The following is a 23,599-nucleotide window of genomic DNA, read 5'->3' on the forward strand; positions in this document are numbered from 1 at the left end:
GGCCGGCGCCCGCGTCGCGCTCAGACTTGGCCCAGGGTCCGCAGCCGGGCCTTGGGATGGATTTCGTTCTGGCTCATGACCACCGTCTGGCCGCGGAAGCGTTCGATGATCGAACGAACATAGGGCCGGGTCATGGGGCCCGTCAGCAGCACCGGGTTCTCGCCCGACATGGCGATACGCTCGAAGGTGTCGCGCACGGCGCGGATGAAGTCCTGAAGCCGCGACGGCGCCATGGCCAGTTGCTTGTCCTCGCCATTGCCGATCAGGCTTTCAGAGAAGGCGGCCTCCCATTCCGGCGACAGGGTGACAATGGGCAGCGCCCCCTCCCCGTCCTTGTTCTGCCAGCACAGCTGACGCCCCAGGCGCGCGCGGACGTGTTCGACCAGGGTCGTGACGCTGGAACTGTGCGGCGCCGCCTCCGCCAGGCCTTCCAGGATGGCGGGCAGATCGCGGATCGACACCTTCTCGCGCAACAGGGCCTGGAGCACCCGCTGCAGGGTCGTGACCGTGACCACGCTGGGGATCAATTCCTCCACCAGCTTCTTCTCCTCGGCGCCCAGGTCCTTCAGCAGCTTCTGCACCTCGGCATAGGACAGCAGGTCCGCCATGTTCTCCTTCAGGATTTCCGTCAGGTGGGTGGTCAGAACGGTGGACGGATCGACAAGGGTGTAGCCTCGGAAGGTCGCTTCTTCCCGCAGGCCTTCCTCGATCCACGTCGCCGGCAGGCCGAAAGCGGGCTCGCGCATATGTTCGCCGGGCAGTTCGACCTGACGGCCAGACGGGTCCATCGCCATCAGATGGCCCAGGCGCACCTCGCCCGCCCCGCTCTCCATCTCCTTGATGCGGATGGCGTAACCCTGGGTCGGCAGGCGCATATTGTCCAGAATGCGGACCTGGGGAATGACGAAGCCGTACTCCTGGGCCAGCGACCGCCGCAGGGCGCGGATCTGGTCGGTCAGCCGCCGTCCCTCCAGGTCGTTGATCAGGCTGAGCAGCGAATAGCCCAGCTCGATCTTGACCTCGTCGATGGTCAGGACGTTGGCGATCGGCTCCTCGGCGTCCTCTTTGGGGTTGGCGGCGGCCTCGGCGGCGGCGCGCTCGGCCTCGGTCGGCTGGGGCTTCAGCCGGTTGCGGCCCAGACGCCAGGCCATGAAGCCCGAACCGATGGCCAGGGCGGCGAAGGGGATCAGCGGCATTCCGGGGATCAGGCCGATCAGGCCCGCCGCCCCCGACACCACGCCCAGCGACACGGGGTTGGTGGCCAGCTGCGTCACCAGGGCCTTGTCCGCCGTGCCCTCCACGCCCGCCTTGGACACCAGGAAGCCGGCGGCGATGGAGATGATGATGGCCGGAACCTGCGTCACCAGGCCGTCGCCGATGGTCAGCTGGACATAGGTGTTGGCGGCCTCCATCGCCGGCATGCCGTGCTGCAGCGTGCCGATCAGAATGCCGCCGATCACATTGATGAAGGTGATGATCAGGCCCGCGACCGCATCGCCGCGCACGAATTTCGAGGCGCCGTCCATCGCGCCGAAGAAGGTCGATTCCTGCTCCAGCTCCTTGCGGCGGGTCTTGGCCTGGTCCTCGGTGATCAGGCCCGACGACAGGTCGGCGTCGATCGCCATCTGCTTGCCCGGCATTGAATCCAGGGTGAAGCGGGCGGACACTTCGGCGATCCGGGTCGAACCCTTGGTGATGACGACGAAGTTCACCACCAGGATGATCGAGAAGATGATCACCCCGATGATGAAGTTGCCGCCCATCATCAGCTGGCCGAAGGCGTTGATCACTTGGCCGGCGGCCTCGTGCCCCTCCTGGCCATGTGTCAGGATCAGCCGCGTCGAGGCCAGGTTCAGCCCCAGGCGGAACAGGGTCGAGACCAAGAGGACCGTCGGGAAGATGGCGAAGTCCAGCGGCCGCTTCATCATCACGGCCGTCATCAGGATCAGCACGCTGGACACCAGCGAGATCGCCAGCAGCAGGTCCAGAAGCATCTTCGGAACCGGCAGGATCAGCAGCATGATCACGCCGATCACGCCGACCGCCATCAGCACTTCGCCGCGGTTCAGCCAGCTCAGCACATCGCGCCCGGTCGGCCGCGCCATGCCGTCCTTCATCAGGACGGGCGCGTCAGTCACGGCCCAGCGCCCTGAAGACGCGGCGGGTCGCCTCGGCGATCACGGCGTCCCGCTGGTCCTCCGTGGCGTCGGCCGCGCCGGTGAAATAGGTCGCCAGCACGATGGGCGAACCGGACAGGGGAATGGCCATGCCGATGTCGTTGCCGGTCCCGTTTGCCCCCGTGCCGGTCTTGTGGGCGATGGTCCAGCCCGCCGGCGCGCCGGCCCTGATGCGGTTCGGGCCGGTCGGCGAGGCCGTCATCCAGCCCTGGATCATCTGGTCGTGCTCGGGCGTCAGCCGGTCGCCGAAGGCCAGTTCGCGAATGTTCGCCACGGTCTGGTCGGGCAGACAGGTGTCGCGCGGGTCGTTGGGCAAGGCGGTGTTCAGGTCCGGCTCCAGGCGCGAGATCAGGGTGGTGGTGTCGCCGAACCTGGGCCACCACGAACGCCATACGGCGATTCCTCCCATTTCGCGGATCAGGATGTTGGCGGCCGGATTGTCGCTGACCTCGACGGCGGCCTGCATCAGTTGGCGGATCGTCAGGGTGCGGCCGACAGCCCTTTCGGTCACGGGCGCGTGGGGGATCAGGTCGGCGCGCACCACCGCCACGGCGCGGTCTAGCTGCTCCTCGTCCCGCTGCACCCGCTCCAGCGTGGCCGCCGCGAGGAAGGCCTTGAACGTCGAGCAGAAGGGGAACCGCTCCTGGCCCCGCCAGGAGACGCGGCGCTGACTGCCGATGTCGAACGCCGCGACGCCCAGCCGTCCGCCATGGCGCGCTTCCAGATCCGACAGCAAAAACTCGGGCTGGTCGTCTTCGGCCTCGGGCGTGTCGCGACGCGGATAGCAGCCGGCCAGCGCCAGCGCCAGCGCGCCCGCGCCGCCGATCAGCGTCCTGCGATCAAAGCCCCGCCGCATCCGTCAGGCCGCATAGCCCGAGGCCGCGACCCCGCTCTGCGGCGCCGGGATGGCCGCGCCTTCGTCGGCGTATTCGTTCAGCTTGTTGCGCAGGGTGCGGATCGAGATGCCCAGGATGTTGGCCGCATGGGTGCGGTTGCCCAGGCAGTGGGTCAGGGTGTCCAGGATCAGCGTCTTCTCCATCGCCGCCACGGTCTGGCCCACGAAGCTGCGGGTCACGGCGTCCGCCGCCTGGGCCGCGCGGGCGGCGACGCCGCCTTGCGGCGCCTCATAGGCCCGGCCCGCCGTCAGGGACCCGCCCGTTCCCGACAGCGGCTGGCCGTCCGGCAGACGGATGGCGTCCACGTCGATCTCGGGTCCGGTCGCCAGCAGCACCGCCCGGTGCATGGCGTTTTCCAGTTCGCGCACATTGCCGGGCCAGCGATGGGCGGCGATGGCCTGGCGCGCTGCGGCCGACATGGGGCGCGCCGGCACGCCGTTGGCGGCGGCGTATTTCTTGATGAAGTGATCGGCCAGCACGCCGATGTCGCCCGGCCGCTCGCGCAAGGACGGCAGGCGCAGGTTCACCACGTTCAGTCGATACAGCAGGTCCTCGCGGAACGTCCCTTCGGCCACGGCCTTGGCCAGGTCGCGGTTCGAGGTGGCGATGATGCGGATGTTGACCGAAACGGGCTTGGAGCCGCCCACGCGGTCGATGACCCGTTCCTGGATGGCGCGCAGCAGCTTGGCCTGAAGCCGGGCGTCCATCTCGCTGATTTCGTCCAGCAGCAGGGTGCCGCCGTCCGCCTCTTCGAACTTGCCGATGCGGCGCGCGACGGCCCCGGTGAAGGCGCCCTTCTCGTGGCCGAACAGTTCGGATTCCAGCAGATTGTCCGGGATGGCGGCGCAGTTGACGCTGATGAAGGGCTTTTCAGACCGGCGCGAATGTTCGTGCAGATACCGCGCCATCACCTCCTTGCCGACGCCGCTTTCGCCGGTGATCAGGATCGAGGCCTCGGAGCGGGCGACCTGATCGGCCAGTTGCAGCACGGCCTTCATCGACGGATCGGCCGAGATCATCGGCTTTTCGTCGTCGGCGACGGCCGACAGGACGGCGGCGATCAGTTCGGCGTCGGGCGGAAGCGGGATGAATTCCTTGGCCCCGGCCTTGATCGCGGCGGCGGCCTCTCGCGCATCGGCGTCGACGCCGAAGGCCACCACCGGAATGGTGATCCGCTCGGCCTCGTTGGCGGCGATCAGGCCGGCGATGTCCAGTTGATAGTCGACCATCAGCAGGTCCGCGCCCTGCCCGCGCCGCAACTGCTCGGTCGCCTGATCGGCGCGTTCGACATGGTTGACCTTGGCGCCGTGCGCCATGGCCATCTTGACCGCCGAAGCGAGCTGGCCGCTCAGTCTGCCTACCACCAGAAGACGCATCGTTCTTCTCCTCTAATCGCTGTTTCGAACCGCGTCGCCCGTCAGGCGCCGCTGTCCTCGGTCTTGATGATTTCCGTCATGGTCACGCCCAGACGATCGTCGACGACGACGACCTCGCCGCGCGCGATCAGGCGGTTGTTGACGAAGATGTCGATGGCCTCGCCGACCTTGCGGTCCAGCTCCAGCACCGAGCCCTTGTTCAGTTTCAGCAGTTGGGCCACCGACATGTGCGACTTGCCCAGCACGGCCGAGATGTTGACCGGCACGTCGAAGACGGTGGCCAGGTCGGCGGCGGTCTTTTCGCCCGCGTCGTCGATGGGCGGCGGGCCGGAAAGGGCGGAGAATTCCTCCAGGGCCAGGTCGTCGGACGCCATCAGAACATGCTCCTGTCGACGGGAAGGGTTTCGGCGTGTCCGGCCTCCGCCGCCAAGGCGGCCGTCAGGGCCTCGGCGACGCGCTGGGCGGACATCTGCGGATCGTGGTCGGCGCGGCCGTCCGCCCATTCCAGCTGGAAGGCGGCGGGATGCAGGCCCGGCTCGTCGCGGAAGGCGACCGCCCCGGTGAAGCCGCTGTCGGCGCAGGCTCGTTCGATCAGGCCCCGCGCCGCCTCGTCCAGGTTCGAGGCGCGCACCACCAGGCGCGGCGAGGCGTCGATCTCCTGGGCCAGGATTTCCAGCGCGGCCTTCAGCGGCGCCTGGGGAAAGCGCTCCAGCGCGGCGCCGGCGATGGCGCGGGCGGCGGCCAGGGCCAGGGCGGCCGACTGCTCGCGATGCGCCTGGGCCGCCGCCCGCAGGGTCGGCATGGCCGCAGCGGCGGCCTGGGCCACGCTGGTCAGGGCCAGGGCGCGGATGTTCTCGATCTCGGCCAGGGCTTGCTGACGCGCCTCCAGACGCCCTTGCGCCACCAGGGCGTCGACCTCGGCGGGGAGATAGGCGCGCTTGGCGGGCGTCCAGGCGCCGGGGCGCACCACGGCGCCGTCGGCGTCGAACTCGGTATCGAAGGCGAAGGGGCGGCGATGTTCGGCGGGCGCGGTCATGTCAGTAGATCAACTCGTCGTCTGCGCCTTGGCCGGCCAGCATGATGTCGCCCTTGGCGGCCAGATCCTTGGCCACCTGGACCATCGCCATCTGGGCGGCGTCGACATCCTTGAGGCGCACCGGGCCCATCGATTCCATGTCCTCGCGCATGATCTTGGAGGCCCGCTCGGACATGTTGGAGAAGAACATCTCGCGCAGTCCCTCGGAGGCGCCCTTCAGCGCCAGGCCCAGCGAATCCTTGTCCACGCTGCGCAGCAGGGTCTGTATGCCGCCGGGATCCAGCTTGGACAGGTCCTCGAACACGAACATCAGGGCCCGGATGCGTTCGGCGGATTCCCGGTTTCGCTCTTCCAGGGCGCCGATGAACCGGGCCTCGGTCTGGCGGTCGAAGCTGTTGAAGATGTCGGCCATCATCTCGTGGCTGTCGCGCTTCGACGTGCGGGCCAGGTTCGACATGAATTCGGTGCGCAGCGTGGCCTCGATCTTGTCCAGGATCTCGCGCTGCACCGGCTCCATGCGCAGCATCCGCTGCACGCACTCCAGGGCGAAGTCCTCGGGCAGGCTGGTCAGGACGCGGGCGGCGTGGTCGGTGCGGACCTTGGACAGGATCACCGCCACCGTCTGGGGGTATTCGTTCTTCAGATAGTTGGCGAGCACCGCCTCGTTCACATTGCCCAGCTTGTCCCACATGGTGCGGCCGGCGGGACCGCGAATCTCCTCCATCAGACCGTCGACGCGGTCCTTGGGCAGGAAGGCGCTGAGCAGCTTCTGCGTCTGTTCGTAGCTGCCCATCACCGAGCCGGAGCCGGACAGGCCCGAGACGAATTCGATCATCAACGCCTCGACCGCCTCGGCCGTGACATTGCCCAGGGTCGCCATCGCCTGGGAGATCTCCTTGACCTCGTCGTCGTCCAGCCGCTCCCACAAGGCGGTGTGCTCCTCGCCCAGCGCCAGCAGGATGACGGCGGCCTTCTCCGGCCCCGTCAGCTTGTTGGGGTCCTCGACGGCGGACTTCTTGTTGACCAGCTTCGCCATCAGCCTTCGGCCACCCAGGTGCGCAGGATGCCGGCCGCCTCATCGGGATGCGACTGGACGAAGTCGGCGACCTTCTTGACCGAGGACGCCTTCACCTGACCCTCGATGCGGGCGATGTCGATCTTCTGCTCCATCTCGCTGGGCGGGGGCAGCTGGACCATCTGCGGCTGGCCGTCCGGCCCGATGATGGTGGTCGTCACCGGCGTCACCGACGCCCCCTCGGACGAGACCAGCGCCGGCAGGTTCGTTCCGCCTGCCGCCGTCTTCAGCAGCGGTCGCAGCACGAAGAAGATCAGCAGGACGCCGGTGATCAGCAGAACCAGCAGCTCCACGCCCCGCATGATGTCGTTCTTGGAGAAGTCGAACATCGAAGAGGCGCCGTCCAGCCCGCCGGCGACGCCGGTGTCGTGGTTGAAGCGGACGTTGACGACCTCGATCTTGTCGCCGCGGCTTTCGTCGATGCCGGCGGCGGCGGCGACCAGCGACTTGATCTGGTTGATCTCCTCGGTGGTGCGCGGGGCGTAGGTCGCCTCGCCCTTGCCGTCCTTGGCCGGCGTCCACTTGCCGTCCACGGCGACGGCGACGGCCAGCTTCTTGACCTCGCCCAGCTCCTTGGTCGTGGTGGTGGTGGTGTTGGAGATTTCGTAGTTGGTGGTCTCGGCGTTCTCGGCGTTGGTCGAGCCGACTGGGGTCGTCCCCGGCGCCGCGCCGCCGGGGATGTTGTTGGTCGCCGTCACCCCGCCATCGGGTTGGCCGGTCGTGTCGCTGGACTGGGAGCCGTTGGTGGTGGTCGAGCGCACCACCTGGCCGTCGGGATCGAACTTCTGCTCCTGGGTGGTCGAACGGCTGTGGTCGATGTCGGCCGTCACCTGCACGCGCGCGGCCCCCACGCCGACGACGCCCTCGACGATGTCTTTGATGCGGGCCTGAAGCTGAGCCTCGGTATTGCCCTTGGCCTCCTCGGCCGAGGCGGAGTTGAAGCCCTGGTCGTCGCCGCCGGCGGCCAGGGTGCGATTGTTCTGGTCGGCCACGGTGACGCGGTCGGGCTTCAGATTCGGCACGGACGACGCCACCAGATTGCGGATCGCCCGCACCTGGTCGCCGGTCAGATCGCGTCCGCCCACGCCGACCAGGACGGCGGCGGTCGGTTCTCCGGCGGCGGAGGTGAACATTTCGCGGCGCGGCATGGTGATGTGAACGCGGGCGGCGGTGATGCCGCGCATCGACATGATGGTCCGCGACAGCTCGCCCTGCAGGGCGCGCTGCTCATTCAACTGCTGCTGGAACTCGGTCTGGCCCAGGACCGATTGGTTGTCGAACAGCTCGTAACCGACCGAACCGGACGTCACCAACCCCTTGCCCGCGACCAGCATCCGGGCCGCGCCCACCTCGTCGCGATTGACCATGATGGTCGAGCCGTCGCCCTTGGACGAATATTTGATGTTGGCCTGATCCAGGGCGGCGGTGATCTCGCCCGCCTCGCGCAGGTCCAGGTTGGAATAGAGCAGCGCGTCCGGGGCCTGGCCCATCCGCAGCATGACGGCGACCAGCACGGCGGCGACGCCGGCGGCGACGCCGAGCACCGCCGCCAGGCGGCCGATCCCGAACTTCTGCAACGCCGCCGTAAAGCCGCCCACGCGATCCCGCCCCAAACTCGCGGGAAATGCTCACGCCCCGCTAGGCAGAAAATGCCGCCTGGATGGTAAACGTCGCGTTAAGAGTGAGGCTTGGCCGTCCGCCGCTCCAGTTGGGGCAGGACGGCCGGCGCCCCGGACGGCAGCGGCGCCTGAGGATCGCGCAGCCAGGCGGCGACGTCGCGATAGACGATCTCCGCGTCCAGATCGCGATCCAGCAGGTGCCAGCCGTGCGGATACCAGGCGGTCCGAAGCATTCCGCCTTGCGCTTGGGCGCGACGCAGGGCCGCGCGCATCTGATCGGGCTTCACCACCTCGTCGTTGGCGCCGTACATCAGTATGGCGTCCCCGCGGATGCGGCCCAGAGTCCGCGCCGAGGTCTCCATCAGGTCGACCAGGCCGTAGATGGTGTCGAACCGGGTCGCCAGAATGCTCATCGGATCGCGCCCGTTGCGCACCAGCTCCAGCGTATTGGACGAGGCGTAAATGCCCCGCGTGATGAAGGACGGCGGCTCCAGCGCCACATTCCCCAGCGCCCGCGCCGCCAGATTGATCGCCAGGCTGTTGAACGGCCCCTGCGACGACCAGCCCCAGACGCCGGGCGCCAGCAGGACCACGCGATCCGCATCCGGCGGATCGTCGGAGGCGAAGGCGGCGGCCGCCACCGAACCGCCCATGCTTTCGCCCACGACGGCGACGACGGCGCCGGGATGGCGGGCGCGGGCCATGGCCACGGCCTCTCGCACATCGTCGGTCATCCGCCGCCGGCCCGCCCAGACGCCTCGCCCCGGCGCGCCGCCGAAGCCGCGCTGATCGAAGGCCCAGGTCTCGATCCCCTGTTCGGCCCACCACGGCCCGGCCAGGCGAAAACTGGCGTTGTGATCGTTCATGCCGTGCAGGGCCACGATCACCGCCCAAGGCGCGCGATCCTTTGGTCCCCATTGCAGCAGCGGCAGTCGCGCGCCGTCCGACATGACGAGGGCCTTGTCCTCGACGTGCGGTCCGACGAAGCCCGGCGGCGGCGTCAGAGGCGGCTGGATATGGGGCGCGGCGCAGGCGGAAAGGGCCAGGGAGGCGGCCAGCGGCGCCAATCTTTTCAGATCATGCCGGCGAAAGCCGGGACCGAGTACTTTGGACGAAAGGCGGTCAAACAGCGTCGTCATCGTTCGTCCCACGCACAGCCTCACTAAAGACCTGGATTCCGGCTTTCGCCGGAATGAGCGGACATTGAAGGGGCGAGGATCCCGCGCACCCGTTCCCGCAGATAAGGCACGACCTCGGCCTCGAACCACGGGTTCTTCCTCAACCAGGCGGTGTTGCGCCACGATGGATGCGGCAGGACCAGAACATCTGGCGCATGGTCGCGCCAGGCCCGCACCGTCTCGGTCATGTTGCGCCCCGCCCGCCCACCCAGCGCCCAGGCCTGGGCGTAGCCGCCGACCAGCAGAGTCAGCGCCATGCGCGGCAGGGCCTCCAGCAGCTGCGGCCGCCACAGGTCTGCGCACCGTGTCGGCGGAGGACGGTCGCCGCCTTTCGGGGCCGTGCCGGGATAGCAGAAGGCCTGGGCCGCTACGCCGATGCGGCGGTCGGCGTAGAAGGTCTGGTAATCCACGCCCATCCAGTCGCGCAGCCGGTCGCCGGACGGATCGGTGAACGGCAGGCCGCTTTCATGCACCCGACGCCCCGGCGCCTGGCCGCAGATCAGCAGACGGGTCTCCGCAAACACCCGAACCACCGGACGCGGCGTATGCGGCAGCACGCCGGCGCAGGCGCGACAGGCGCGGATTTCGTCCAGAACGGCGTCAAGATTTCTCACGACCCGCTCATCCCCGCGAAAGCGGGGACCCAGATCTTTGGGCGCTCCGTTTTCACCGATCTTGAGCGATATCGATCCCAAACGCCTTGCCTCACAAAGGACTGGGTCCCCGCTTTCGCGGGGATGAGCGGGAAGTTTAATCCTCGATCTCGTCGTTCGCCGCCGGCGGACGACGGCTCAGCGCCAGGGCGGTGTCTTCGGGCGTGGCCTGACGCAGGCGCGTGACGCCCTTGAAATCGTCGGGATCGACCGCCTTGCCCTTCTTGGTGATGGTAAGCCGGCCCTGGCGCATCAGGCCCAGGGCTGCGGCGCGCACCTTGGGCAGCATCCGCCGCCACTGTTCGGGCTGTAGCGTCTTGGCCACTTCGGCCGGCTCGATGCTCTGGCCCGGCTCCAGCGAGGCGATTTTATTCAGGATTGCGGTTTCGATCGGATCGCTCATTGCGCCTATATGCTGCACCGCACGCCCAGAAGTAAGGCCGTTACCTCTATGTCGAAGAAAATCACCATCACCGAAGGCGAATTCGCCGGCTGGCAGACCTACGACCTGCACGACACCTTCGACACCGTGGTCGGCCCCTTCTACGGCCGGCCCGACCCCGACGGCCAGATGCGCTGCGCCTTCCGCGCCGAGCAGAAGCACATGAACGCGGGCGGACGGATGCATGGCGGCTGTCTGATGACCTTCGCCGACATCGCCATGTTCCAGATCGCCTATCAGGAGATGGAGGGCGCCTCGGGCGTCACGGTGCAACTGGACTCCACCTTCATCGACGGCGGCTATGTCGGCGAACTGATCGAGGCGACCGGACAGGTGACGAAGGCGGGCAAGAGCCTGATCTTCGTGCGGGGTCAGATCACGACGGGCGAGCGACTGCTGATGACCTTCTCGGGCGTGATCCGAAAGTTCACGCCGCGCGGCTGAACCGCGTCACGACCGCCAGCAGAAAGGCGAAGGCCGCCGCCGGCCACAGGGCCGCCAGCCCCAGCCGGCCGAAGGTCAGGGCTCCCACGACCGCGCCGCCCGTCAGCCCGGCCCACAGGACCAGATAGGGGCCGAACCCCCAGCGGTCGCCGCCCATGACCGCCGCCGCCAGGCTCTGACCCAGCTTGACCAGCGTGCCGGTCATATAGGTTAGGCTGACCGCCACCTCGCCATTTCGTAGGAAGACCGAATTCTCGGCCGCCATCGCCATGACCATCAGGCCGATGGCCACGGGCTTATGGCCCGTCCAGGACGCCAGCGCCGCCAGCGTCAGCAGGCCGCCCTCGAACGCCAGCACCCGGCTGCGCGAACGTCCCTGCTGCCCGCGCGCGATCAGGGCGCCGAAGAAGGATCCCATGACGAACAGGATCAGAATGCCGGCCAGGCCGCCCGCCGCCGCCCATCGCCCTTCGGCCAGGCTGGCCGCCAGACGGGTCGAGTTGCCGCTCATGAACGAAACGAAGACCCCGCCCAGTTGCAGAAAACCCAGGCTGTCGACATAGCCCGCCAGCACCGCCAGCGACAGCGCCAGCGCCCGATGGGGAGGCGGCAGGGCGCGCACGGCGGCTCAGACCCCGGCCTTGGCCGCCGGCCGCGCGCGGCAGGTGTCCAGCCAGCGCGCCAGGTTTTCGAACTCGGCCGGCGGGCTGTATTTGACCACCCGCGCGAAATCCAGCCCCACCACGCCCACGATGTCGGCGATGGTGAACCGGTCCAGCGCCAGGAAGGTCCGGGTCGCCAGATGGGCGTCCAGCGTGCCCATGAACCGTTCGGCCGACAGGCGGTTGTATTCGGCGACCTGGGGCATCTGGGTCGCCTCCAGCGCCGCCAGCGCGGGGTGGGTGTGGCGCACGTTCAGCATGATCGGCGTCGCCAGATAGAATTCGCACCGGCGCGTCCACATCTCCACCTCGGCCTGTTCCAGCGGGTCGCGGCCGAACAGGTTCGGCTCGGGATGCAGCGCCTCCAGATAGCGGCAGATGGCGATGGATTCCGACAGGATCGTCCCGTCGTCCAGTTCCAGCGCCGGCAGGTGGGGCACGCCGACGCGATCGCGGAAGGCGGGCTTCTTGTGCTCGCCCGTCATGATGTCGATCTCGACCATCTCCACGTCGGTCACGCCCTTCTCGGCCATGACCCAGCGCACCCGTCGCGGGTTCGGCGCACGATTGGAGGTGTAGAGTTTCATGACCCGGCCTCGTCGGCCTTCAAGGCCGTCGATCCCAAGGCTAGCCCCCGAAGACGGCGGCGGGCAAGGCGCCCACGACGGCGGCGGTCATCAGCGTGGCCAGGAAGCCGGCGAACAGCCCTTTCCAGATCATGCCCAGCACCTCTTCGCGTCGTTCGGGCATCAGCACCGACAGGCCCGTCACCGTGATGCCGACCGAGCCGATATTGGCGAAGCCGCACAACGCATAGGTCATCAGCATCCGCGTCCGCTCCGTCATCTCGGCGGCCGGCACCTTGCCCAGGTCGATGAAGGCGACGAATTCGGTCAGGGTCAGTTTGACGCCCAGCAGCCAGCCGGCGACGTCGGCGTCCTTCCACTCCACGCCGATCAGCCAGGCGACGGGAGCGAAGACCCAGCCTAGCATCCGCTCCACCGTCAGCGGCGCGTCGAACACCGTGAACCCGCCCAGCATGACGTTGACCAGGGCCACCAGGGCCACGAACACGATCAGCACCGCCGAGATGTTCAGCACCACCATCAGGCCGTCGGACGTGCCCTTGACGATGGCGTCGATGGCGCTGTCGTACTTCAGCGCGGAATCGTAGTCGGCCACCGCCCCGCCCATGCCCGGCTGTTCGGGTATGATGATGCGCGCCAGCAGCACCCCGGCCGGCGCCGAGACGATGGAGGCGACCAGCACATGGCCCGCCGCATTGGGCAGGACCGGCGCCAGTATGGTCGCATAGGCCACCATGGTCGAACCGGCGACGGTGGCCAGGCCGACCACCATCATCAGGAAGATTTCCGACCGGGTCAGCTTGTCCAGATAGGCGCGGATGACGATCGGGCTCTCGATCATGCCCAGGAAGATGTTGGCCGCCACCGCCAGGGCCGAAGCGCCGCCCAGACCCATAGTCTTCTGGAACAGAAGACCGAAACCGAGGGTGATCCACTTCAGGATCCGCCAGTGCCACAGCAGGGCCGAAAGCGCGGAGATCACCAGGATCAGCGGAAGCACCTGAAAGGCGAAGGTGAACAGGGCGCCCTGGTTCTGCACCGCATAGGGCTGGTCCCCGCCCGCCAGATAGCCGAAAACGAACTTGGTTCCCTCGGTCGTGGCCACGGCCAGGCCGTCGACCGCCCCCGTCACCGCCGCCAGAACGGCCTGGGAGCCAGGAATGGCGAACAGAGCCAGCACCAGCAGGGCCTGGACCGCGATGGCCCCGATGGTCAGCCGCCAGGGAAAGGCGCGCCGGTTCTCGGAGATCGCCCAGCAGACGGCGACGATGACGACCAGGCCGAGCAGGCTCTGGAGGTTCAGAACGCTGAACATGAAAGACGATCCCCTAGGCAGGCGTCCCTGCCGATCTGGGCTCGCTTCAAGGACAAGTCGACGCACCTGGCAAGTGCTTTCGCCTTGCAAGGCTCGCTGAAGACATTATCTTACCTTCGTCTTACACGGAGCGTGTCATGGCGGTTGCCAGAGAAGTTTTGACGACGGTGATGTCGACGAAGGGACAGGTCATCCTGCCCAAGCCGCTTCGGGACCATCTGCGATGGCCCGCGGGCACGCGGCTGACGGTGGAGGACACGGCGGAAGGCGTACTGCTAAGGCCGGCGCCGGCCTTCCCCGCGACGACGATCGACGAGGCGTTTGGCGCTCTCGCGTATGACGCGCCGCCGTTGACGATCGAGGACATGGACATGGCGATCGCCGCAGAGGCGAAGCGGCGTGCGCGCGATTGACACCAATGTGGTCGTCCGTTTCCTGACGGGAGACGATAAGGCCCAGGCGCAAGCCGCGCGCGCGATCATCGAGGCGGGCGACATCTTCATCGCCACGACCGTGTTCCTGGAAACGGAATGGGTGCTCAGAAGCGGACACGGTTTTTCGGCGGCTCGCATCGGGGCGGCGCTGCGCCGTCTTGCGGGTCTTGCTGAAGTGACGGTCGAAGAGCCGATTCTGCTGGCGCGCGCCTTGGACTGGCACGAAGCCGGCATGGATTTCGCCGACGCCCTGCACCTGACGAAAACGGACGGGTGCGAGGCCTTTGTGACTTTCGATCGCAGATTGGCCGAAGCCGCCGGGCCGCTGTCGCCGATCAGGGTCGAGCGTCCCTGATCGGCGACAACCTCATAGCTGGCCGCGCACCAGCTTGCCGTAGTGGTCCATCAGGTCCAGCGACAGGGCGCCGGGCGTGAAGCGGTATTCGCCCGCTTCCGCGACCGGCGTCACCTCGACGGCGGTGCCGGTCAGGAAGCATTCCGAGAAATCGGACAGTTCTTCCGGCAGGATGTCGCGCACCACGACCTCGACGCCCTTTTCCTGGGCGATCTCGATCACGGTCTGGCGGGTGATGCCGTCCAGGATGTGGTCCACCTTGGGCGTATGGATGACGCCGTTCTTGACGAAGAAGACGTTGGCGCCGGTGGCCTCGGCGACATAGCCGCGCCAATCCAGCATCAGGGCGTCGGCGAAGCCGCGCCGCTCGGCCGCATTCTTGGACATGGTGCAGATCATGTACAGGCCCGCCGCCTTGGCCGTGGTCGGCGCCGTCGTCGGATCGGGCCGGCGCCACTTGGACCATTCCAGGCACAGGCCGCGCTTCTTGACCTCGGGGTCGAAATAGCTGGGCCAGTCCCACACAGCGATGGCCAGATGGACCTTGTTGTTCAGGGCCGAGACGCTGGTCTGCTCTGGCCCCAGATAGGCGACCGGGCGCACATAGCAGTCGGTCAGGCCGTTCTTGGCGCAGGTTTCGTTGCACAGGGCGTCGATTTCGGCGACGCTGTAGGGTATCTCGAAATCGAGCAGGTTCGCGGACCGCTTCAGGCGCTCCGAATGCTGGGTGAGCTTGAAGATTTCGCCGCCATACATACGCTCACCCTCGAACACCGACGAGCCATAGTGGAGCGCGTGGGTCAGAACGTGCGTTTTCGCTTCCCTCCAAGGAATGAAATCGCCATTCACCCAGATCCAGCCATCACGATCGTCGAAAGGAACGAAGGCCATTGAAATACGTCTCCCGCGAAACTGACGGTCTTAGAGCCTCACGAATCGTTCAGGTCAACGCCCGGAGCGGGGGAAACGTCGTATGAGCATGACGGAATCGCGTCCGCATGGCCGTTCCGGCCCCATCGCGGGGCCGGGGGTGGGTCGCCACCTGCTGATCGTCGACGACGACGACCGCATTCGCGAGCTGCTGAAGGAATTTCTGGCGCGCGAGGGCTACCGCGTCACCGGCGCCGCCCACGCCGCCGCCGCCAAGCGGATGATGGAGCTGATCGAGTTCGACCTGGTCGTGCTGGACGTCATGATGCCGGGCGAGAGCGGACTGGATCTGACCACCTGGGTCCGCAACAAGGCCGAGTTGTCCAAGACGCCGGTGCTGCTGCTGACCGCGCGCGGCGATCCCGAGGATCGGATCGAGGGCCTGTCGCGCGGCGCCGACGACTATATGTCCAAGCCGTTCGAACCGCGCGAACTGGCGCTGCGCATCGACGCCATCCTGCGCCGCACCGGCGGCAAGCCCATCGGTCCCAAGGAGATTAAGCTCGGCGCCGCCGTCTTCGATATGGAGCGGCTGGAGCTGACGCGCGACGGCGCCCCCCAGCGCCTGACCGAAGCCGAGGCGCAGCTGCTGAAGACCCTGGCGCTTCACGCCCATGCGCCGGTCGAGCGAATGAGCCTGTCGCCCGACACCGCCGACATCACCGGCCGCGCCGTCGATGTCCAGGTCACGCGCCTGCGCCGCAAGCTGGAGACCGATCCCAAGAACCCGCGCTATCTCCAGACCGTGCGCGGCGTCGGCTATATGCTGGCGCCCGACTGATCCGATGCGGCTGCTGCCCGCCTATCTGTGGCCGCGGTTCCTGAAGCGGCGCCTGCCGACCTCGCTATGGGGCCGGTCGCTGCTGATCATCGTCCTGCCGGTGCTGGTCATGCAGATGGCGGTGACATGGGTCTTCTTCGACGCCCACTGGCAGACCGTGACCGCACGCCTGTCCGAAGGCCTGGCCGGCGACATCGCCTGGGCGGTCCAGAGTTATGAGGACGATCCCACTCAGGCCAATCTGGACAAGCTGGCCGACCGGGCAGAGCGGTCCATGTCTCTGTCCATCGTGCTTCAGGAAGGCCGCACCCTGCCGACCGAGACGCGGCGCGGGGCCATCGGGGTGGTGGACCGGGTGCTCGACCGCGCGCTGGATGCGCGGCTGGACCGGCCCTACTGGTTCGACACGACCCGCTACCCCGCCTATGTCGACATCCAGGTTCAGGAGCCGCAAGGGGTGCTTCGCATCATCGCCCCGCGCGAGCGGGCGGTGGCGACCCAGGCCCATATCTTCGTCCTGTGGCTGGCGGTGGCGACCGTCCTGCTGATGGGCGTCGCCATCCTGTTCATCCGCAACCAGGTCCGGGCCATCGAACGGCTGGCCGATGCGGCCGAAGCCTTCGGGCGCGGCGAGACGGTGCCCCGGTTCAAGCCGCATGGCGCGCGCGAGGTGCGCGCCGCCGCCGTCGCCTTCATGGCCATGCGCGACCGCATCCAGCGCTATATCGACCAGCGCACCGCCCTGCTGGCCTCGGTCAGCCACGACCTGCGCACGCCCTTGACCCGTCTGCGGCTGGAACTGGCCCTGGCCCCGGCGTTCAAGCGCCAGGCCGCCATGCGCGGCGACCTGGACGAGATGGAGCATATGATCGACGAATATCTGGATTTCGCGCGCGGCGAGGCGGGCGAACCGCCCAAGCCCGTCTCCATCTCCGATCTCTTGCAGGCGGCGGGCGAGGATGCGCGCCGCGCGGGCGCGGTGGTCGACGTATCGGTTCCTGAGGGGATGACCGCCTCGGTGCGCCCGCTGGCGTTCAAACGCGCCGTGGTCAACCTGGCGGGCAACGCCGCCTCGCACGGCGAGCACGTGCGCTTGTCGGCGCGCGCCCTGGCGTCCGGCGGGCTGGAGGTGGTGGTGGAGGATGACGGTCCCGGCATCCCCGAGGCCATGTATGACGAAGCCTTCCGTCCCTTCTCCCGGCTGGACGAATCCCGAAACCAGAACCGCAAGGGCGTGGGCCTGGGTCTGGCCATCGCCCGCGACGTGGCGCGCGCGCACGGCGGCGACGTGACTTTGGATCGCAGCGAACTGGGCGGGCTTAAGGCGACCGTGCGCGTGCCGGGCGCGGTCTCCATCGTCGAAAACGCCTGAACCGCTCGGATTCCTGTGCGCCGGCCCTAGCGAAATCGACGGATCGGGCTCATCTTGGTTGGGACAGGGGCAAGGAGATCACAGATGATGCGTAAACTCGCCTTCTTCGCACCGCTGGCGGCCACGCTCGCCGCCGCCGCCATCGCCCAAGCGCAGGCGCCCGCCGTCAATGTCGTCATCGGCCCGGACCTTCAGCGCGAGGTCGAGAAGCTGGGCGACCGCGAGGTCAACGACCAGGTCGCCAGCCTTCAGGCCGAGGTCGGCAAGGCCCTGGCCCAGCGCTACCCCGGCGCGACGGCCAATCTGGTCCTGGTCGATCTGAAGCCCAATCGGCCCACCATCGAACAGGTTCGGCGCACGCCGGGTCTGGACCCGATCCGCAGCGTCTCCATCGGGGGCGCCGCCATCAAGGGCGAGATCGTGCTGGCCGATGGCGAGACGCGGCCGGTGGACTATGCCTACTTCTCGCCCGATCTGCGCGACGTCTGGGGCTACAGCGTCTGGCGCGACGCGGATCGCGCGTTCGAGCGGTTCGGCGCCCAGATCGAGCGCGGGCGCTTCTAACCGCGCCGGCTCAGGCGCCCATCTCGCGGTTGCGGCGGACCGCCGCCGCAACCGTGTCGATCAGCATCGTCTTCAGCCGCTCGTTCTGGTCAAGGGCGTCCAGGCCCGCACGCGTCGATCCGCCCGGCGAGGCGATGCGGCCGATCAAGGCGTCCAGGGCGTCGTCGCCCATCGAATCCGCCGCCGAACGCAGTGTGGCGCGCGCCAGGACATCGGCGGTCGCCGCATCGAGCCCCGCCGCCTCTCCCGCCCGCGCCAGGGCGTCGGTGAAGGCGTAAAAATAGGCCGCGCCGGATCCGGCCACCGCCGTCGCGGCGTCCATCAGGGTTTCGTCCTTGAGCACCACGGTCTCGGCCATCGGGGCGAACAGCTCGCGCCCCACCGCCTCCGCCCGCGCGTCCGCCGACCAGACCGAGGCCACGCCGCGCCCGCGCGACACCCCCGTCGTCGGCATGACCCGCACGATGGGCCAGCCGCCGATCCCTTCCGCCAGCGTGGGGGCCGCGACGCCCGCCATCACCGACAGGATCATCGCCCGATCGTTCAGGAAGGGCGCTATCGGCGCCATGACATCGCGCCAGATCGCCGGCTTGACCGCCAGGACCACGACACGCGCCTGCGTCAGGGTCTCCAGCGGCGGATTGATCCGCGCGCCCCTGGTCCGCGCCGCCTCGGCGGCAGGCTTTTCCGAAGGACTGAGAACGATCAGGTCTTCGGCCGCGACCGTTCCGGTCAGCAACCAGCCTTCCAGAATCGCCGAACCCAATCGGCCGCAACCGACCAGAACGATAGGCCCCTGGGCAATCATCAGGCGGTGCCGACGGTCTCGAACAGGCAGGCGTCGATGGCCTCCTGCGGCTTCTTGTTGCCGCGCACCATGAAGTCGAAGGCCGGATAATAACGATCCGAGGCTTCGATGGCCGCGTCGATCATCGAGGCGGCCTGGGCCAGGGTCGGGCGTTCGCCCATCGGCAGGGCCAGCGAATGGCGGAAGACGATCTCGCCGTCTTCGGCCCAGACCTCGAAATGCCCCATCCAGGTGCGCTGGTTGATCAGGCCGACCAGTTCATAGGCGGCCGTCTTGCGGCTCTTGGCCACCTTCAGGTCCAGGGCGCAGCACAGCTGAAGGCAATCGCCCTCGGGCCGCCAGGCGAACCACAGCTCGTAGTCCTTCCAGTCGCCGGCCAGGGCGAAGGCCAGGTCGCCGTCGTCCGTACGGTCGAACGGCAGGTTCTCGGCCGTCAGAACATGCTCGACGACCTCAAGCGGGTCGAACGGCACGTCCGTTTCCTCTGGCCGGGCGATATCCATCAATAGTCTCGATTCGAGCTGCGTCCGCGAGAATCGCGGGCGTTAACAGAACGGTAAGCCTGTTCGCAGATTCGGCTCAACCGGCTGCGTCCCCGGGTTGAGTTCCATCTGTGGACGTTCCCTTCACAGGCTTGGCGGCCGGCTTTCCTGCCGGTTTCTGGGCGGCCTTCAGCTCTGCGATTTCGGCGCGCAGGGCGGCGATCTCGTCCTTCAGCACATCGAACTCGTCGCGGCGGACCAGGTCCATCTCGGCGGCGATCCGGTCGGCCTGGGCGCGCCAGGCGGTCTTGGCCTCTTCGCCTGCGGCCTGGGCCAGACCCATGGCGCCGGTCGTCAGCTTGGCGAATTCGTCCAGGATGGGATTGCGGGTCTGCATGGCGGGCTCCGACCGTGACGTCGTTAACGAAGGTTCACCGACTATGGTGAACGAAACCTTTCTTTCTGCTGCTTCGGCCGCGCCATCAAGCCGTCGCGATCCTTCTTCACAGGCGACGGACGTTGCGACGCTTGCTAAACCCCTGTCGAAGACAGGCCAGCACAGGAAGCCCCCTTGCCCTTTCCCGAATTCGATCCGGTCCTGATTCATCTGGGGCCGCTTCCGATCCGCTGGTACGCCCTGGCCTATGTCGCGGGCATCGTGCTGGGCTGGTGGTATGCGGCGCGCCTGGCCAAGACCCAGCGGCTGTGGGCGCCGGGCAAGGCGCCGATCACCTCGAACCAGCTGGACGACCTGGTGCTGTGGATCGTGCTGGGCATCATCCTGGGCGGGCGGCTGGGCTACGCCCTGTTCTACAAACCGGTCATGTACGCCCAGCTGTTCACCGGCCAGACGTGGGGCGAGCGGCTGGAGCTGTTCCAGCTCTGGACCGGGGGCATGAGCTTCCACGGCGGCTTCCTGGGCGTCGCCCTGGCCATCGTCCTCTATGCTCGGTCGCAGAGGATCGACATGCTGCGCCTGGGCGATCTGGTGGCGCCGGTCGTGCCCATCGGCCTGATGTTCGGACGCCTGGCCAACTTCATCAATGGCGAGTTGTGGGGCCGCGAGACGACCGTTCCCTGGGCCATCCGCTTCTGCAACGCCCGCATCGAACAGATGTACGGCTTCTGCCCCGCCGGAAACGCGCCCCGCCACCCCAGCCAGCTTTACGAAGCCGGTCTGGAGGGGGTCGTGCTATTCTCCATCCTCTCGCTGGCGATCTGGAAGTTCGATCTGCTGAAGAAGCCGGGCTACATCACCGGCCTGTTCCTGGTCGGTTACGGCGTCTGCCGAGCTGCGCTTGAGAATGTGCGCGAGCCCGATATCGGCATGCCCGACTTCCCGCTGGGCCTGACTATGGGGATGATGCTGTCGATCCCGATGATCCTGGTCGGCGCCTGGCTGATCTGGCGCGCCTGGAGCCGCCCGCCCGCCGCAGCATGAGCGCCGCCGACACCTTGAAGGCGCGTCTGGCGCGCGAGATCGCCCTGACGGGACCGATGACGGTCGCCGACTATGTTACACGCTGCCTGCACGATCCGCGGGACGGCTATTACGCCTCGCACCCCTCGCTGGGCGAAGGCGGCGACTTCATCACGGCCCCTCTGGTCAGCCAGATGTTCGGCGAACTGATCGGCCTGTGGGCGGTCGAGACCTGGAATCGCCTCGGCGCGCCCGAGCGGTTCCGCTTGGTCGAGGTCGGTCCCGGCGACGGCACGCTGATGAGCGACGCTCTGAAGGCGATCGGGGGGGCCGCGCGTCTGGCGCCGGGCTTCCTGGAAGCCTGCGACCTGATCCTGATCGAACCCAGCGCGCCGCTGCGCGATCTCCAGGCCAAAGCCTTGGCCGGCGCGGACCTGTCGCCGCGCTGGACGCGCGATCTGGGCCGGATCGACACCGACGCCCCCGTCATCCTGATCGCCAACGAAGTGCTGGACTGCCTGCCCGCCCGCCAGTTCGTCCGCACCGAGAGCGGCTGGGCCGAGCGCCGCATCGGCGTCGACGACCGGGGCGAACTGATCTTCGGACTGACCGCCATCACCGGCGGCTTCGCCAAGCCGGACTTCGACGTTCCGCCCGGCGGCGTGGTCGAGACTTCGGAGCAGCAGGCGATCTTCGGCCGGGAGCTGGGCCTGCTGATGAAGGCCGCTACGGGCGCCGCCCTCCTGATCGACTACGGCCGCGCCCGGCCCGAGGCGGGCGACACCTTGCAGGCCCTGTATCGCCACCGGAAGGTCGACCCCCTGGCCGACCCCGGCGCGGCGGACCTGACGCAATGGGCCGACTTCCCCCTGGTCATGGAGGCCGCCGTGCGCACCGGCGCCGACGTCACCGGCTGTCTGGCCCAGGGGGACTTCCTGCGCCGGCTGGGCATAGAGGCCCGCGCCCAGGCCCTGAAGGCCGGCCGACCGTCCGCGGCGGCCGTCATCGACCGCCAAGTGCATCGCCTGACCGCCGACGACCAGATGGGAACCCTGTTCAAGGCCGCCGCCATCTTCGCGCCCCGCACTCTGGTCGTGCCGGGCTGGGAGGTCTGATAGAAGGGGGGCATGAGCGATCTGGCCCCTATCACCCATCCGCTGCTGACCGCCGCCGGCGTCGCCCACGGCTTCTTCACCCGCGCGGGCGGCGTCTCGACCGGCCTTTATCGGGGGCTGAACGCTGGAGTGGGGTCCAAGGACGACCCCGCTGCGGTGACGGAGAACCGCCGCCGCGTCGCCGCCCATTTCGCCGCCACGCCCGGCCATCTGAACGGCTGCTATCAGATTCACTCCGCCGTCGCCCGCGTCGCCGAGGGACCCTGGAACGGCGACCGGCCGGAAGGCGACGCCGTGGTCTCGGCCGAACCGGGCCTGTTGTGTTCGGTCCTGACCGCCGACTGCGCGCCGATCCTGATGGCCGATCCCGACACGCGCATCGTCGCGGCGGTTCACGCCGGATGGAAGGGCGCCCTAGGCGGCGTGATCCATTCGTCTGTCGCCGCCATGCAGGCCCTGGGCGCCGAGCCGAGCCGCATCCTGGCCGTCGTCGGCCCTTGCATCGCCCCGGCCAGCTATGAGGTCGGCGTCGATTTCGAGGACCGTTTCGTCCATCACGATCCCGCCAGCAAACGGTTCTTCCGGCTCGGCGACACGGCCGACAGGCGCCGGTTCGACCTGCCCGGCTTCGTGCTTTGGCGCTTGCAGCAGGCCGGCGTCGACCAGGCGGCCTGGACCGGCCACGACACCTGCGCCGACGCCGAACGCTTTTATTCGAACCGCCGCGCCTTCCAACAGGGCGAGCCGGATTTCGGGCGGCTGATTTCGGTGATCGGGGTTTAGCCCGCCTGCGCCAGTTCGGGCACGCGCGTCACTTCGCGCCAGGCCTGGGGATTGGCCAGCAGTTGGCGGACCAGCTTGTTGTTCAGCGCGTGTCCGGCCTTGTAACCCTCGTACCGGCCCAGCAGCGGCGCGCCCAGCACATACAGGTCGCCGATGGCGTCCAGCGCCTTGTGACGCACGAACTCGCGTTCCATCCGCAGCCCGCCGGGGTTCAGGATGTCGTCGCCATCGATGACCACCGCGTTCTCCAGAGAGCCGCCGCGCGCCAGCCCCGCCTGACGCAGGGCCTCGACCTCATGGGCGAAGCCGAAGGTGCGACAGGCCATGATCTCCTTGCGGAAGGTCGGCTCGTCCACGACGAAGTCGATGACCTGATTGCCGATGGCCTTGGACGGAAAGTCGATCTCGAACCGCATTTCGAACCGGTCGCACGGCATCAGGGCGGCGTGTTTGTCACCCTCCACCACATGGACCGTCTCCAGAATTTCGATATAGCGCTGCGGCGTCGGTTGCGGCCGGAAGCCGGCCCGGTCCAGCAGTTGTACAAAGTCCAGAGCCGAACCGTCCAGGATCGGCAGTTCCGGCCCATCCACTTCGACGACGGCGTTCGACACGCCCAGGGCCGAAAAGGCGGCCATCAGATGCTCGATGGTCGACAGGCGAACGTCGTCGCCATTGGCGATCATGGTGTTCAGCCGAGCGTCCACCACAGCCTCGCCCGAGACCGGGATACGGTTGTCGCGATCGGTCACGTCGGTGCGCACGAAGACGATGCCCGCGCCGGACGGCGCAGGCCGAACCGCCAGCCGCACCCGGCGGCCCGTGTGCACCCCGACGCCGGCGATGATGGCCGGCGCGACGATGGTGCGTTCGTGATGGTCGTTTCTGACCGACAACCGAAAACTCGCTCTTTCAATGCGCCCCCGCAAATCGCGCGGATTACGCCCCGACTTCCGTTTAGCGGCCGCGCCGCAACGACAAAACCAAAGTCCGGTTTCGGATTGTTTCGGTCAGAAACGCCCCCCGCTCCCTCCGAACACGAACGCCGAACGCCGAACGCCCCGAGGCCTGCGACCTCGGGGCGTCCTGATCGAC

General features: G+C 67.9%; 27 protein-coding genes. 9 read left to right on the forward strand and 18 right to left on the reverse strand.

The features are described 5' to 3' along the window. Nucleotides 1-20 precede the first annotated feature (20 nt). The 10 genes from flhA to AC0L6G_RS07965 form a co-directional block, all read right to left on the reverse strand. A complete protein-coding gene (flhA, locus tag AC0L6G_RS07920; RefSeq protein ID WP_291535852.1) occupies nucleotides 21-2,117 on the reverse strand; it encodes a flagellar biosynthesis protein FlhA in 2,097 nt (698 codons plus the stop codon). Nucleotides 2,118-2,130: 13 nt separating this feature from the next. After that, the gene (gene bla / locus AC0L6G_RS07925) at nucleotides 2,131-3,033 is read right to left on the reverse strand and encodes a class A beta-lactamase (RefSeq protein ID WP_293827166.1); all 903 of its coding nucleotides are present in this window, start codon (nucleotides 3,031-3,033) and stop codon (nucleotides 2,131-2,133) included. A 3-nt stretch (nucleotides 3,034-3,036) separates the two neighbouring features. Further along, nucleotides 3,037-4,449 carry a sigma-54-dependent transcriptional regulator FlbD gene (gene flbD, locus AC0L6G_RS07930; RefSeq protein ID WP_293827168.1) on the reverse strand — a complete coding sequence of 471 codons (1,413 nt, stop codon included), beginning with the start codon at nucleotides 4,447-4,449 and terminating at the stop codon, nucleotides 3,037-3,039. 41 nt (nucleotides 4,450-4,490) lie between these two features. Next, on the reverse strand, nucleotides 4,491-4,823 hold the full coding sequence (gene fliN, locus AC0L6G_RS07935; protein WP_220675444.1) for a flagellar motor switch protein FliN: 333 nt from the start codon (nucleotides 4,821-4,823) through the stop codon (nucleotides 4,491-4,493). Then, on the reverse strand, nucleotides 4,823-5,485 hold the full coding sequence (locus AC0L6G_RS07940) for a FliH/SctL family protein (protein WP_291535758.1): 663 nt from the start codon (nucleotides 5,483-5,485) through the stop codon (nucleotides 4,823-4,825). The genes fliN and AC0L6G_RS07940 overlap by 1 nt, the downstream gene beginning before the upstream one ends. 1 nt (nucleotide 5,486) lies before the next feature. Further along, on the reverse strand, nucleotides 5,487-6,521 hold the full coding sequence (gene fliG, locus AC0L6G_RS07945) for a flagellar motor switch protein FliG (protein ID WP_291535759.1): 1,035 nt from the start codon (nucleotides 6,519-6,521) through the stop codon (nucleotides 5,487-5,489). Then, nucleotides 6,521-8,158 (reverse strand): flagellar basal-body MS-ring/collar protein FliF, encoded by a 1,638-nt coding sequence (gene fliF, locus AC0L6G_RS07950; RefSeq protein WP_473253157.1) that lies wholly within the window; start codon nucleotides 8,156-8,158, stop codon nucleotides 6,521-6,523. The genes fliG and fliF overlap by 1 nt, the downstream gene beginning before the upstream one ends. Nucleotides 8,159-8,235: 77 nt before the next feature. Next, nucleotides 8,236-9,318: an alpha/beta fold hydrolase gene (locus AC0L6G_RS07955; protein ID WP_473253158.1), complete on the reverse strand. Its 1,083-nt coding sequence runs from the start codon at nucleotides 9,316-9,318 to the stop codon at nucleotides 8,236-8,238. A 23-nt stretch (nucleotides 9,319-9,341) separates the two neighbouring features. Further along, nucleotides 9,342-9,971 (reverse strand): uracil-DNA glycosylase family protein, encoded by a 630-nt coding sequence (locus AC0L6G_RS07960; RefSeq protein WP_473253159.1) that lies wholly within the window; start codon nucleotides 9,969-9,971, stop codon nucleotides 9,342-9,344. 136 nt (nucleotides 9,972-10,107) lie between these two features. Continuing rightward, on the reverse strand, nucleotides 10,108-10,413 hold the full coding sequence (locus AC0L6G_RS07965) for a DUF3253 domain-containing protein (protein ID WP_473253160.1): 306 nt from the start codon (nucleotides 10,411-10,413) through the stop codon (nucleotides 10,108-10,110). A gap of 48 nt (nucleotides 10,414-10,461) precedes the next feature. Here AC0L6G_RS07965 and AC0L6G_RS07970 point away from each other — a divergent pair, with 48 nt between their 5' ends. Further along, the gene (locus AC0L6G_RS07970) at nucleotides 10,462-10,896 is read left to right on the forward strand and encodes a PaaI family thioesterase (protein ID WP_473253161.1); all 435 of its coding nucleotides are present in this window, start codon (nucleotides 10,462-10,464) and stop codon (nucleotides 10,894-10,896) included. Here the strand turns inward: AC0L6G_RS07970 and AC0L6G_RS07975 are convergent. Genes AC0L6G_RS07975 through AC0L6G_RS07985 form a run of 3 tightly spaced genes read right to left on the reverse strand, consistent with a single transcriptional unit; the run spans nucleotide 10,880 to nucleotide 13,460 of the window. Further along, nucleotides 10,880-11,518, reverse strand: a complete 639-nt coding sequence (locus AC0L6G_RS07975; RefSeq protein WP_473253162.1) for a YoaK family protein — start codon at nucleotides 11,516-11,518, stop codon at nucleotides 10,880-10,882. The two genes, AC0L6G_RS07970 and AC0L6G_RS07975, sit on opposite strands and share 17 nt — an antisense overlap. Nucleotides 11,519-11,524: 6 nt before the next feature. Further along, entirely contained in the window at nucleotides 11,525-12,145 is a 621-nt protein-coding gene (locus AC0L6G_RS07980) for a glutathione S-transferase family protein (RefSeq protein ID WP_473253163.1), read from the reverse strand. A gap of 40 nt (nucleotides 12,146-12,185) precedes the next feature. Continuing rightward, complete coding sequence (locus AC0L6G_RS07985) at nucleotides 12,186-13,460, reverse strand: NupC/NupG family nucleoside CNT transporter (protein ID WP_293825480.1); 1,275 nt, start codon at nucleotides 13,458-13,460, stop codon at nucleotides 12,186-12,188. A gap of 137 nt (nucleotides 13,461-13,597) precedes the next feature. Here AC0L6G_RS07985 and AC0L6G_RS07990 point away from each other — a divergent pair, with 137 nt between their 5' ends. Then, nucleotides 13,598-13,873 (forward strand): AbrB/MazE/SpoVT family DNA-binding domain-containing protein, encoded by a 276-nt coding sequence (locus AC0L6G_RS07990; RefSeq protein WP_293825478.1) that lies wholly within the window; start codon nucleotides 13,598-13,600, stop codon nucleotides 13,871-13,873. Continuing rightward, nucleotides 13,860-14,249 (forward strand): type II toxin-antitoxin system VapC family toxin, encoded by a 390-nt coding sequence (locus tag AC0L6G_RS07995; RefSeq protein WP_293825476.1) that lies wholly within the window; start codon nucleotides 13,860-13,862, stop codon nucleotides 14,247-14,249. Before AC0L6G_RS07990 ends, AC0L6G_RS07995 begins: the two co-directional genes overlap by 14 nt. Nucleotides 14,250-14,261: 12 nt before the next feature. Here the strand turns inward: AC0L6G_RS07995 and AC0L6G_RS08000 are convergent, their stop codons facing one another. Continuing rightward, complete coding sequence (locus tag AC0L6G_RS08000) at nucleotides 14,262-15,140, reverse strand: branched-chain amino acid aminotransferase (protein WP_293825474.1); 879 nt, start codon at nucleotides 15,138-15,140, stop codon at nucleotides 14,262-14,264. Between the two features lie 88 nt (nucleotides 15,141-15,228). Between AC0L6G_RS08000 and AC0L6G_RS08005 the strand changes: the two genes are divergently transcribed. The 3 genes from AC0L6G_RS08005 (at nucleotide 15,229) to AC0L6G_RS08015 (ending at nucleotide 17,896) form a co-directional block, all read left to right on the forward strand. Next, the gene (locus tag AC0L6G_RS08005) at nucleotides 15,229-15,960 is read left to right on the forward strand and encodes a response regulator (RefSeq protein WP_291535853.1); all 732 of its coding nucleotides are present in this window, start codon (nucleotides 15,229-15,231) and stop codon (nucleotides 15,958-15,960) included. Between the two features lie 4 nt (nucleotides 15,961-15,964). Beyond that, nucleotides 15,965-17,332 carry a sensor histidine kinase gene (locus AC0L6G_RS08010; RefSeq protein ID WP_293825472.1) on the forward strand — a complete coding sequence of 456 codons (1,368 nt, stop codon included), beginning with the start codon at nucleotides 15,965-15,967 and terminating at the stop codon, nucleotides 17,330-17,332. A gap of 84 nt (nucleotides 17,333-17,416) precedes the next feature. Beyond that, nucleotides 17,417-17,896 carry a hypothetical protein gene (locus AC0L6G_RS08015; RefSeq protein ID WP_291535770.1) on the forward strand — a complete coding sequence of 160 codons (480 nt, stop codon included), beginning with the start codon at nucleotides 17,417-17,419 and terminating at the stop codon, nucleotides 17,894-17,896. A gap of 10 nt (nucleotides 17,897-17,906) precedes the next feature. Here the strand turns inward: AC0L6G_RS08015 and AC0L6G_RS08020 are convergent, their stop codons facing one another. The 3 genes from AC0L6G_RS08020 to AC0L6G_RS08030 form a co-directional block, all read right to left on the reverse strand. Continuing rightward, nucleotides 17,907-18,704 (reverse strand): pyrroline-5-carboxylate reductase family protein, encoded by a 798-nt coding sequence (locus tag AC0L6G_RS08020; RefSeq protein ID WP_293825470.1) that lies wholly within the window; start codon nucleotides 18,702-18,704, stop codon nucleotides 17,907-17,909. Beyond that, nucleotides 18,704-19,207 (reverse strand): type III secretion system chaperone family protein, encoded by a 504-nt coding sequence (locus AC0L6G_RS08025; protein ID WP_291535772.1) that lies wholly within the window; start codon nucleotides 19,205-19,207, stop codon nucleotides 18,704-18,706. The genes AC0L6G_RS08020 and AC0L6G_RS08025 overlap by 1 nt, the downstream gene beginning before the upstream one ends. Nucleotides 19,208-19,283: 76 nt before the next feature. Then, the gene (locus AC0L6G_RS08030) at nucleotides 19,284-19,583 is read right to left on the reverse strand and encodes an accessory factor UbiK family protein (protein ID WP_291535773.1); all 300 of its coding nucleotides are present in this window, start codon (nucleotides 19,581-19,583) and stop codon (nucleotides 19,284-19,286) included. A gap of 174 nt (nucleotides 19,584-19,757) precedes the next feature. Here AC0L6G_RS08030 and lgt point away from each other — a divergent pair, with 174 nt between their 5' ends. From lgt to pgeF, 3 genes are read left to right on the forward strand one after another with little or no spacing between them, the layout of a single operon-like run. Next, on the forward strand, nucleotides 19,758-20,627 hold the full coding sequence (gene lgt, locus AC0L6G_RS08035; protein WP_293825468.1) for a prolipoprotein diacylglyceryl transferase: 870 nt from the start codon (nucleotides 19,758-19,760) through the stop codon (nucleotides 20,625-20,627). Beyond that, on the forward strand, nucleotides 20,624-21,721 hold the full coding sequence (locus AC0L6G_RS08040; RefSeq protein ID WP_293825466.1) for a class I SAM-dependent methyltransferase: 1,098 nt from the start codon (nucleotides 20,624-20,626) through the stop codon (nucleotides 21,719-21,721). The genes lgt and AC0L6G_RS08040 overlap by 4 nt, the downstream gene beginning before the upstream one ends. Before the next feature lie 12 nt (nucleotides 21,722-21,733). Further along, nucleotides 21,734-22,504 (forward strand): peptidoglycan editing factor PgeF, encoded by a 771-nt coding sequence (gene pgeF, locus AC0L6G_RS08045; protein ID WP_473253164.1) that lies wholly within the window; start codon nucleotides 21,734-21,736, stop codon nucleotides 22,502-22,504. Here the strand turns inward: pgeF and lpxC are convergent. Further along, nucleotides 22,501-23,400: a UDP-3-O-acyl-N-acetylglucosamine deacetylase gene (lpxC, locus tag AC0L6G_RS08050; protein WP_293825462.1), complete on the reverse strand. Its 900-nt coding sequence runs from the start codon at nucleotides 23,398-23,400 to the stop codon at nucleotides 22,501-22,503. The two genes, pgeF and lpxC, sit on opposite strands and share 4 nt — an antisense overlap. Nucleotides 23,401-23,599 lie beyond the last annotated feature (199 nt).

This window comes from Brevundimonas sp. D3-1P (assembly GCF_055809335.1).

What these genes read in the sequence shown, in the direction of transcription:
- AC0L6G_RS07970 (WP_473253161.1), top strand. Translation starts at nt 10,462, where the DNA reads ATGTCGAAGAAAATCACCATCACCGAAGGCGAATTCGCCGGCTGGCAG.
- AC0L6G_RS07990 (WP_293825478.1), top strand. Translation starts at nt 13,598, where the DNA reads ATGGCGGTTGCCAGAGAAGTTTTGACGACGGTGATGTCGACGAAGGGA.
- AC0L6G_RS07980 (WP_473253163.1), bottom strand. Translation starts at nt 12,145, where the DNA reads ATGAAACTCTACACCTCCAATCGTGCGCCGAACCCGCGACGGGTGCGC.
- bla (WP_293827166.1), bottom strand. Translation starts at nt 3,033, where the DNA reads ATGCGGCGGGGCTTTGATCGCAGGACGCTGATCGGCGGCGCGGGCGCG.
- AC0L6G_RS08015 (WP_291535770.1), top strand. Translation starts at nt 17,417, where the DNA reads ATGATGCGTAAACTCGCCTTCTTCGCACCGCTGGCGGCCACGCTCGCC.
- AC0L6G_RS08040 (WP_293825466.1), top strand. Translation starts at nt 20,624, where the DNA reads ATGAGCGCCGCCGACACCTTGAAGGCGCGTCTGGCGCGCGAGATCGCC.
- AC0L6G_RS08010 (WP_293825472.1), top strand. Translation starts at nt 15,965, where the DNA reads ATGCGGCTGCTGCCCGCCTATCTGTGGCCGCGGTTCCTGAAGCGGCGC.
- AC0L6G_RS08005 (WP_291535853.1), top strand. Translation starts at nt 15,229, where the DNA reads ATGACGGAATCGCGTCCGCATGGCCGTTCCGGCCCCATCGCGGGGCCG.
- AC0L6G_RS07940 (WP_291535758.1), bottom strand. Translation starts at nt 5,485, where the DNA reads ATGACCGCGCCCGCCGAACATCGCCGCCCCTTCGCCTTCGATACCGAG.
- pgeF (WP_473253164.1), top strand. Translation starts at nt 21,734, where the DNA reads ATGAGCGATCTGGCCCCTATCACCCATCCGCTGCTGACCGCCGCCGGC.
- AC0L6G_RS08025 (WP_291535772.1), bottom strand. Translation starts at nt 19,207, where the DNA reads ATGGATATCGCCCGGCCAGAGGAAACGGACGTGCCGTTCGACCCGCTT.
- AC0L6G_RS08020 (WP_293825470.1), bottom strand. Translation starts at nt 18,704, where the DNA reads ATGATTGCCCAGGGGCCTATCGTTCTGGTCGGTTGCGGCCGATTGGGT.
- AC0L6G_RS08030 (WP_291535773.1), bottom strand. Translation starts at nt 19,583, where the DNA reads ATGCAGACCCGCAATCCCATCCTGGACGAATTCGCCAAGCTGACGACC.
- AC0L6G_RS07955 (WP_473253158.1), bottom strand. Translation starts at nt 9,318, where the DNA reads ATGACGACGCTGTTTGACCGCCTTTCGTCCAAAGTACTCGGTCCCGGC.
- AC0L6G_RS07985 (WP_293825480.1), bottom strand. Translation starts at nt 13,460, where the DNA reads ATGTTCAGCGTTCTGAACCTCCAGAGCCTGCTCGGCCTGGTCGTCATC.
- AC0L6G_RS08000 (WP_293825474.1), bottom strand. Translation starts at nt 15,140, where the DNA reads ATGGCCTTCGTTCCTTTCGACGATCGTGATGGCTGGATCTGGGTGAAT.
- AC0L6G_RS07965 (WP_473253160.1), bottom strand. Translation starts at nt 10,413, where the DNA reads ATGAGCGATCCGATCGAAACCGCAATCCTGAATAAAATCGCCTCGCTG.
- flbD (WP_293827168.1), bottom strand. Translation starts at nt 4,449, where the DNA reads ATGCGTCTTCTGGTGGTAGGCAGACTGAGCGGCCAGCTCGCTTCGGCG.
- fliG (WP_291535759.1), bottom strand. Translation starts at nt 6,521, where the DNA reads ATGGCGAAGCTGGTCAACAAGAAGTCCGCCGTCGAGGACCCCAACAAG.
- fliN (WP_220675444.1), bottom strand. Translation starts at nt 4,823, where the DNA reads ATGGCGTCCGACGACCTGGCCCTGGAGGAATTCTCCGCCCTTTCCGGC.
- flhA (WP_291535852.1), bottom strand. Translation starts at nt 2,117, where the DNA reads ATGAAGGACGGCATGGCGCGGCCGACCGGGCGCGATGTGCTGAGCTGG.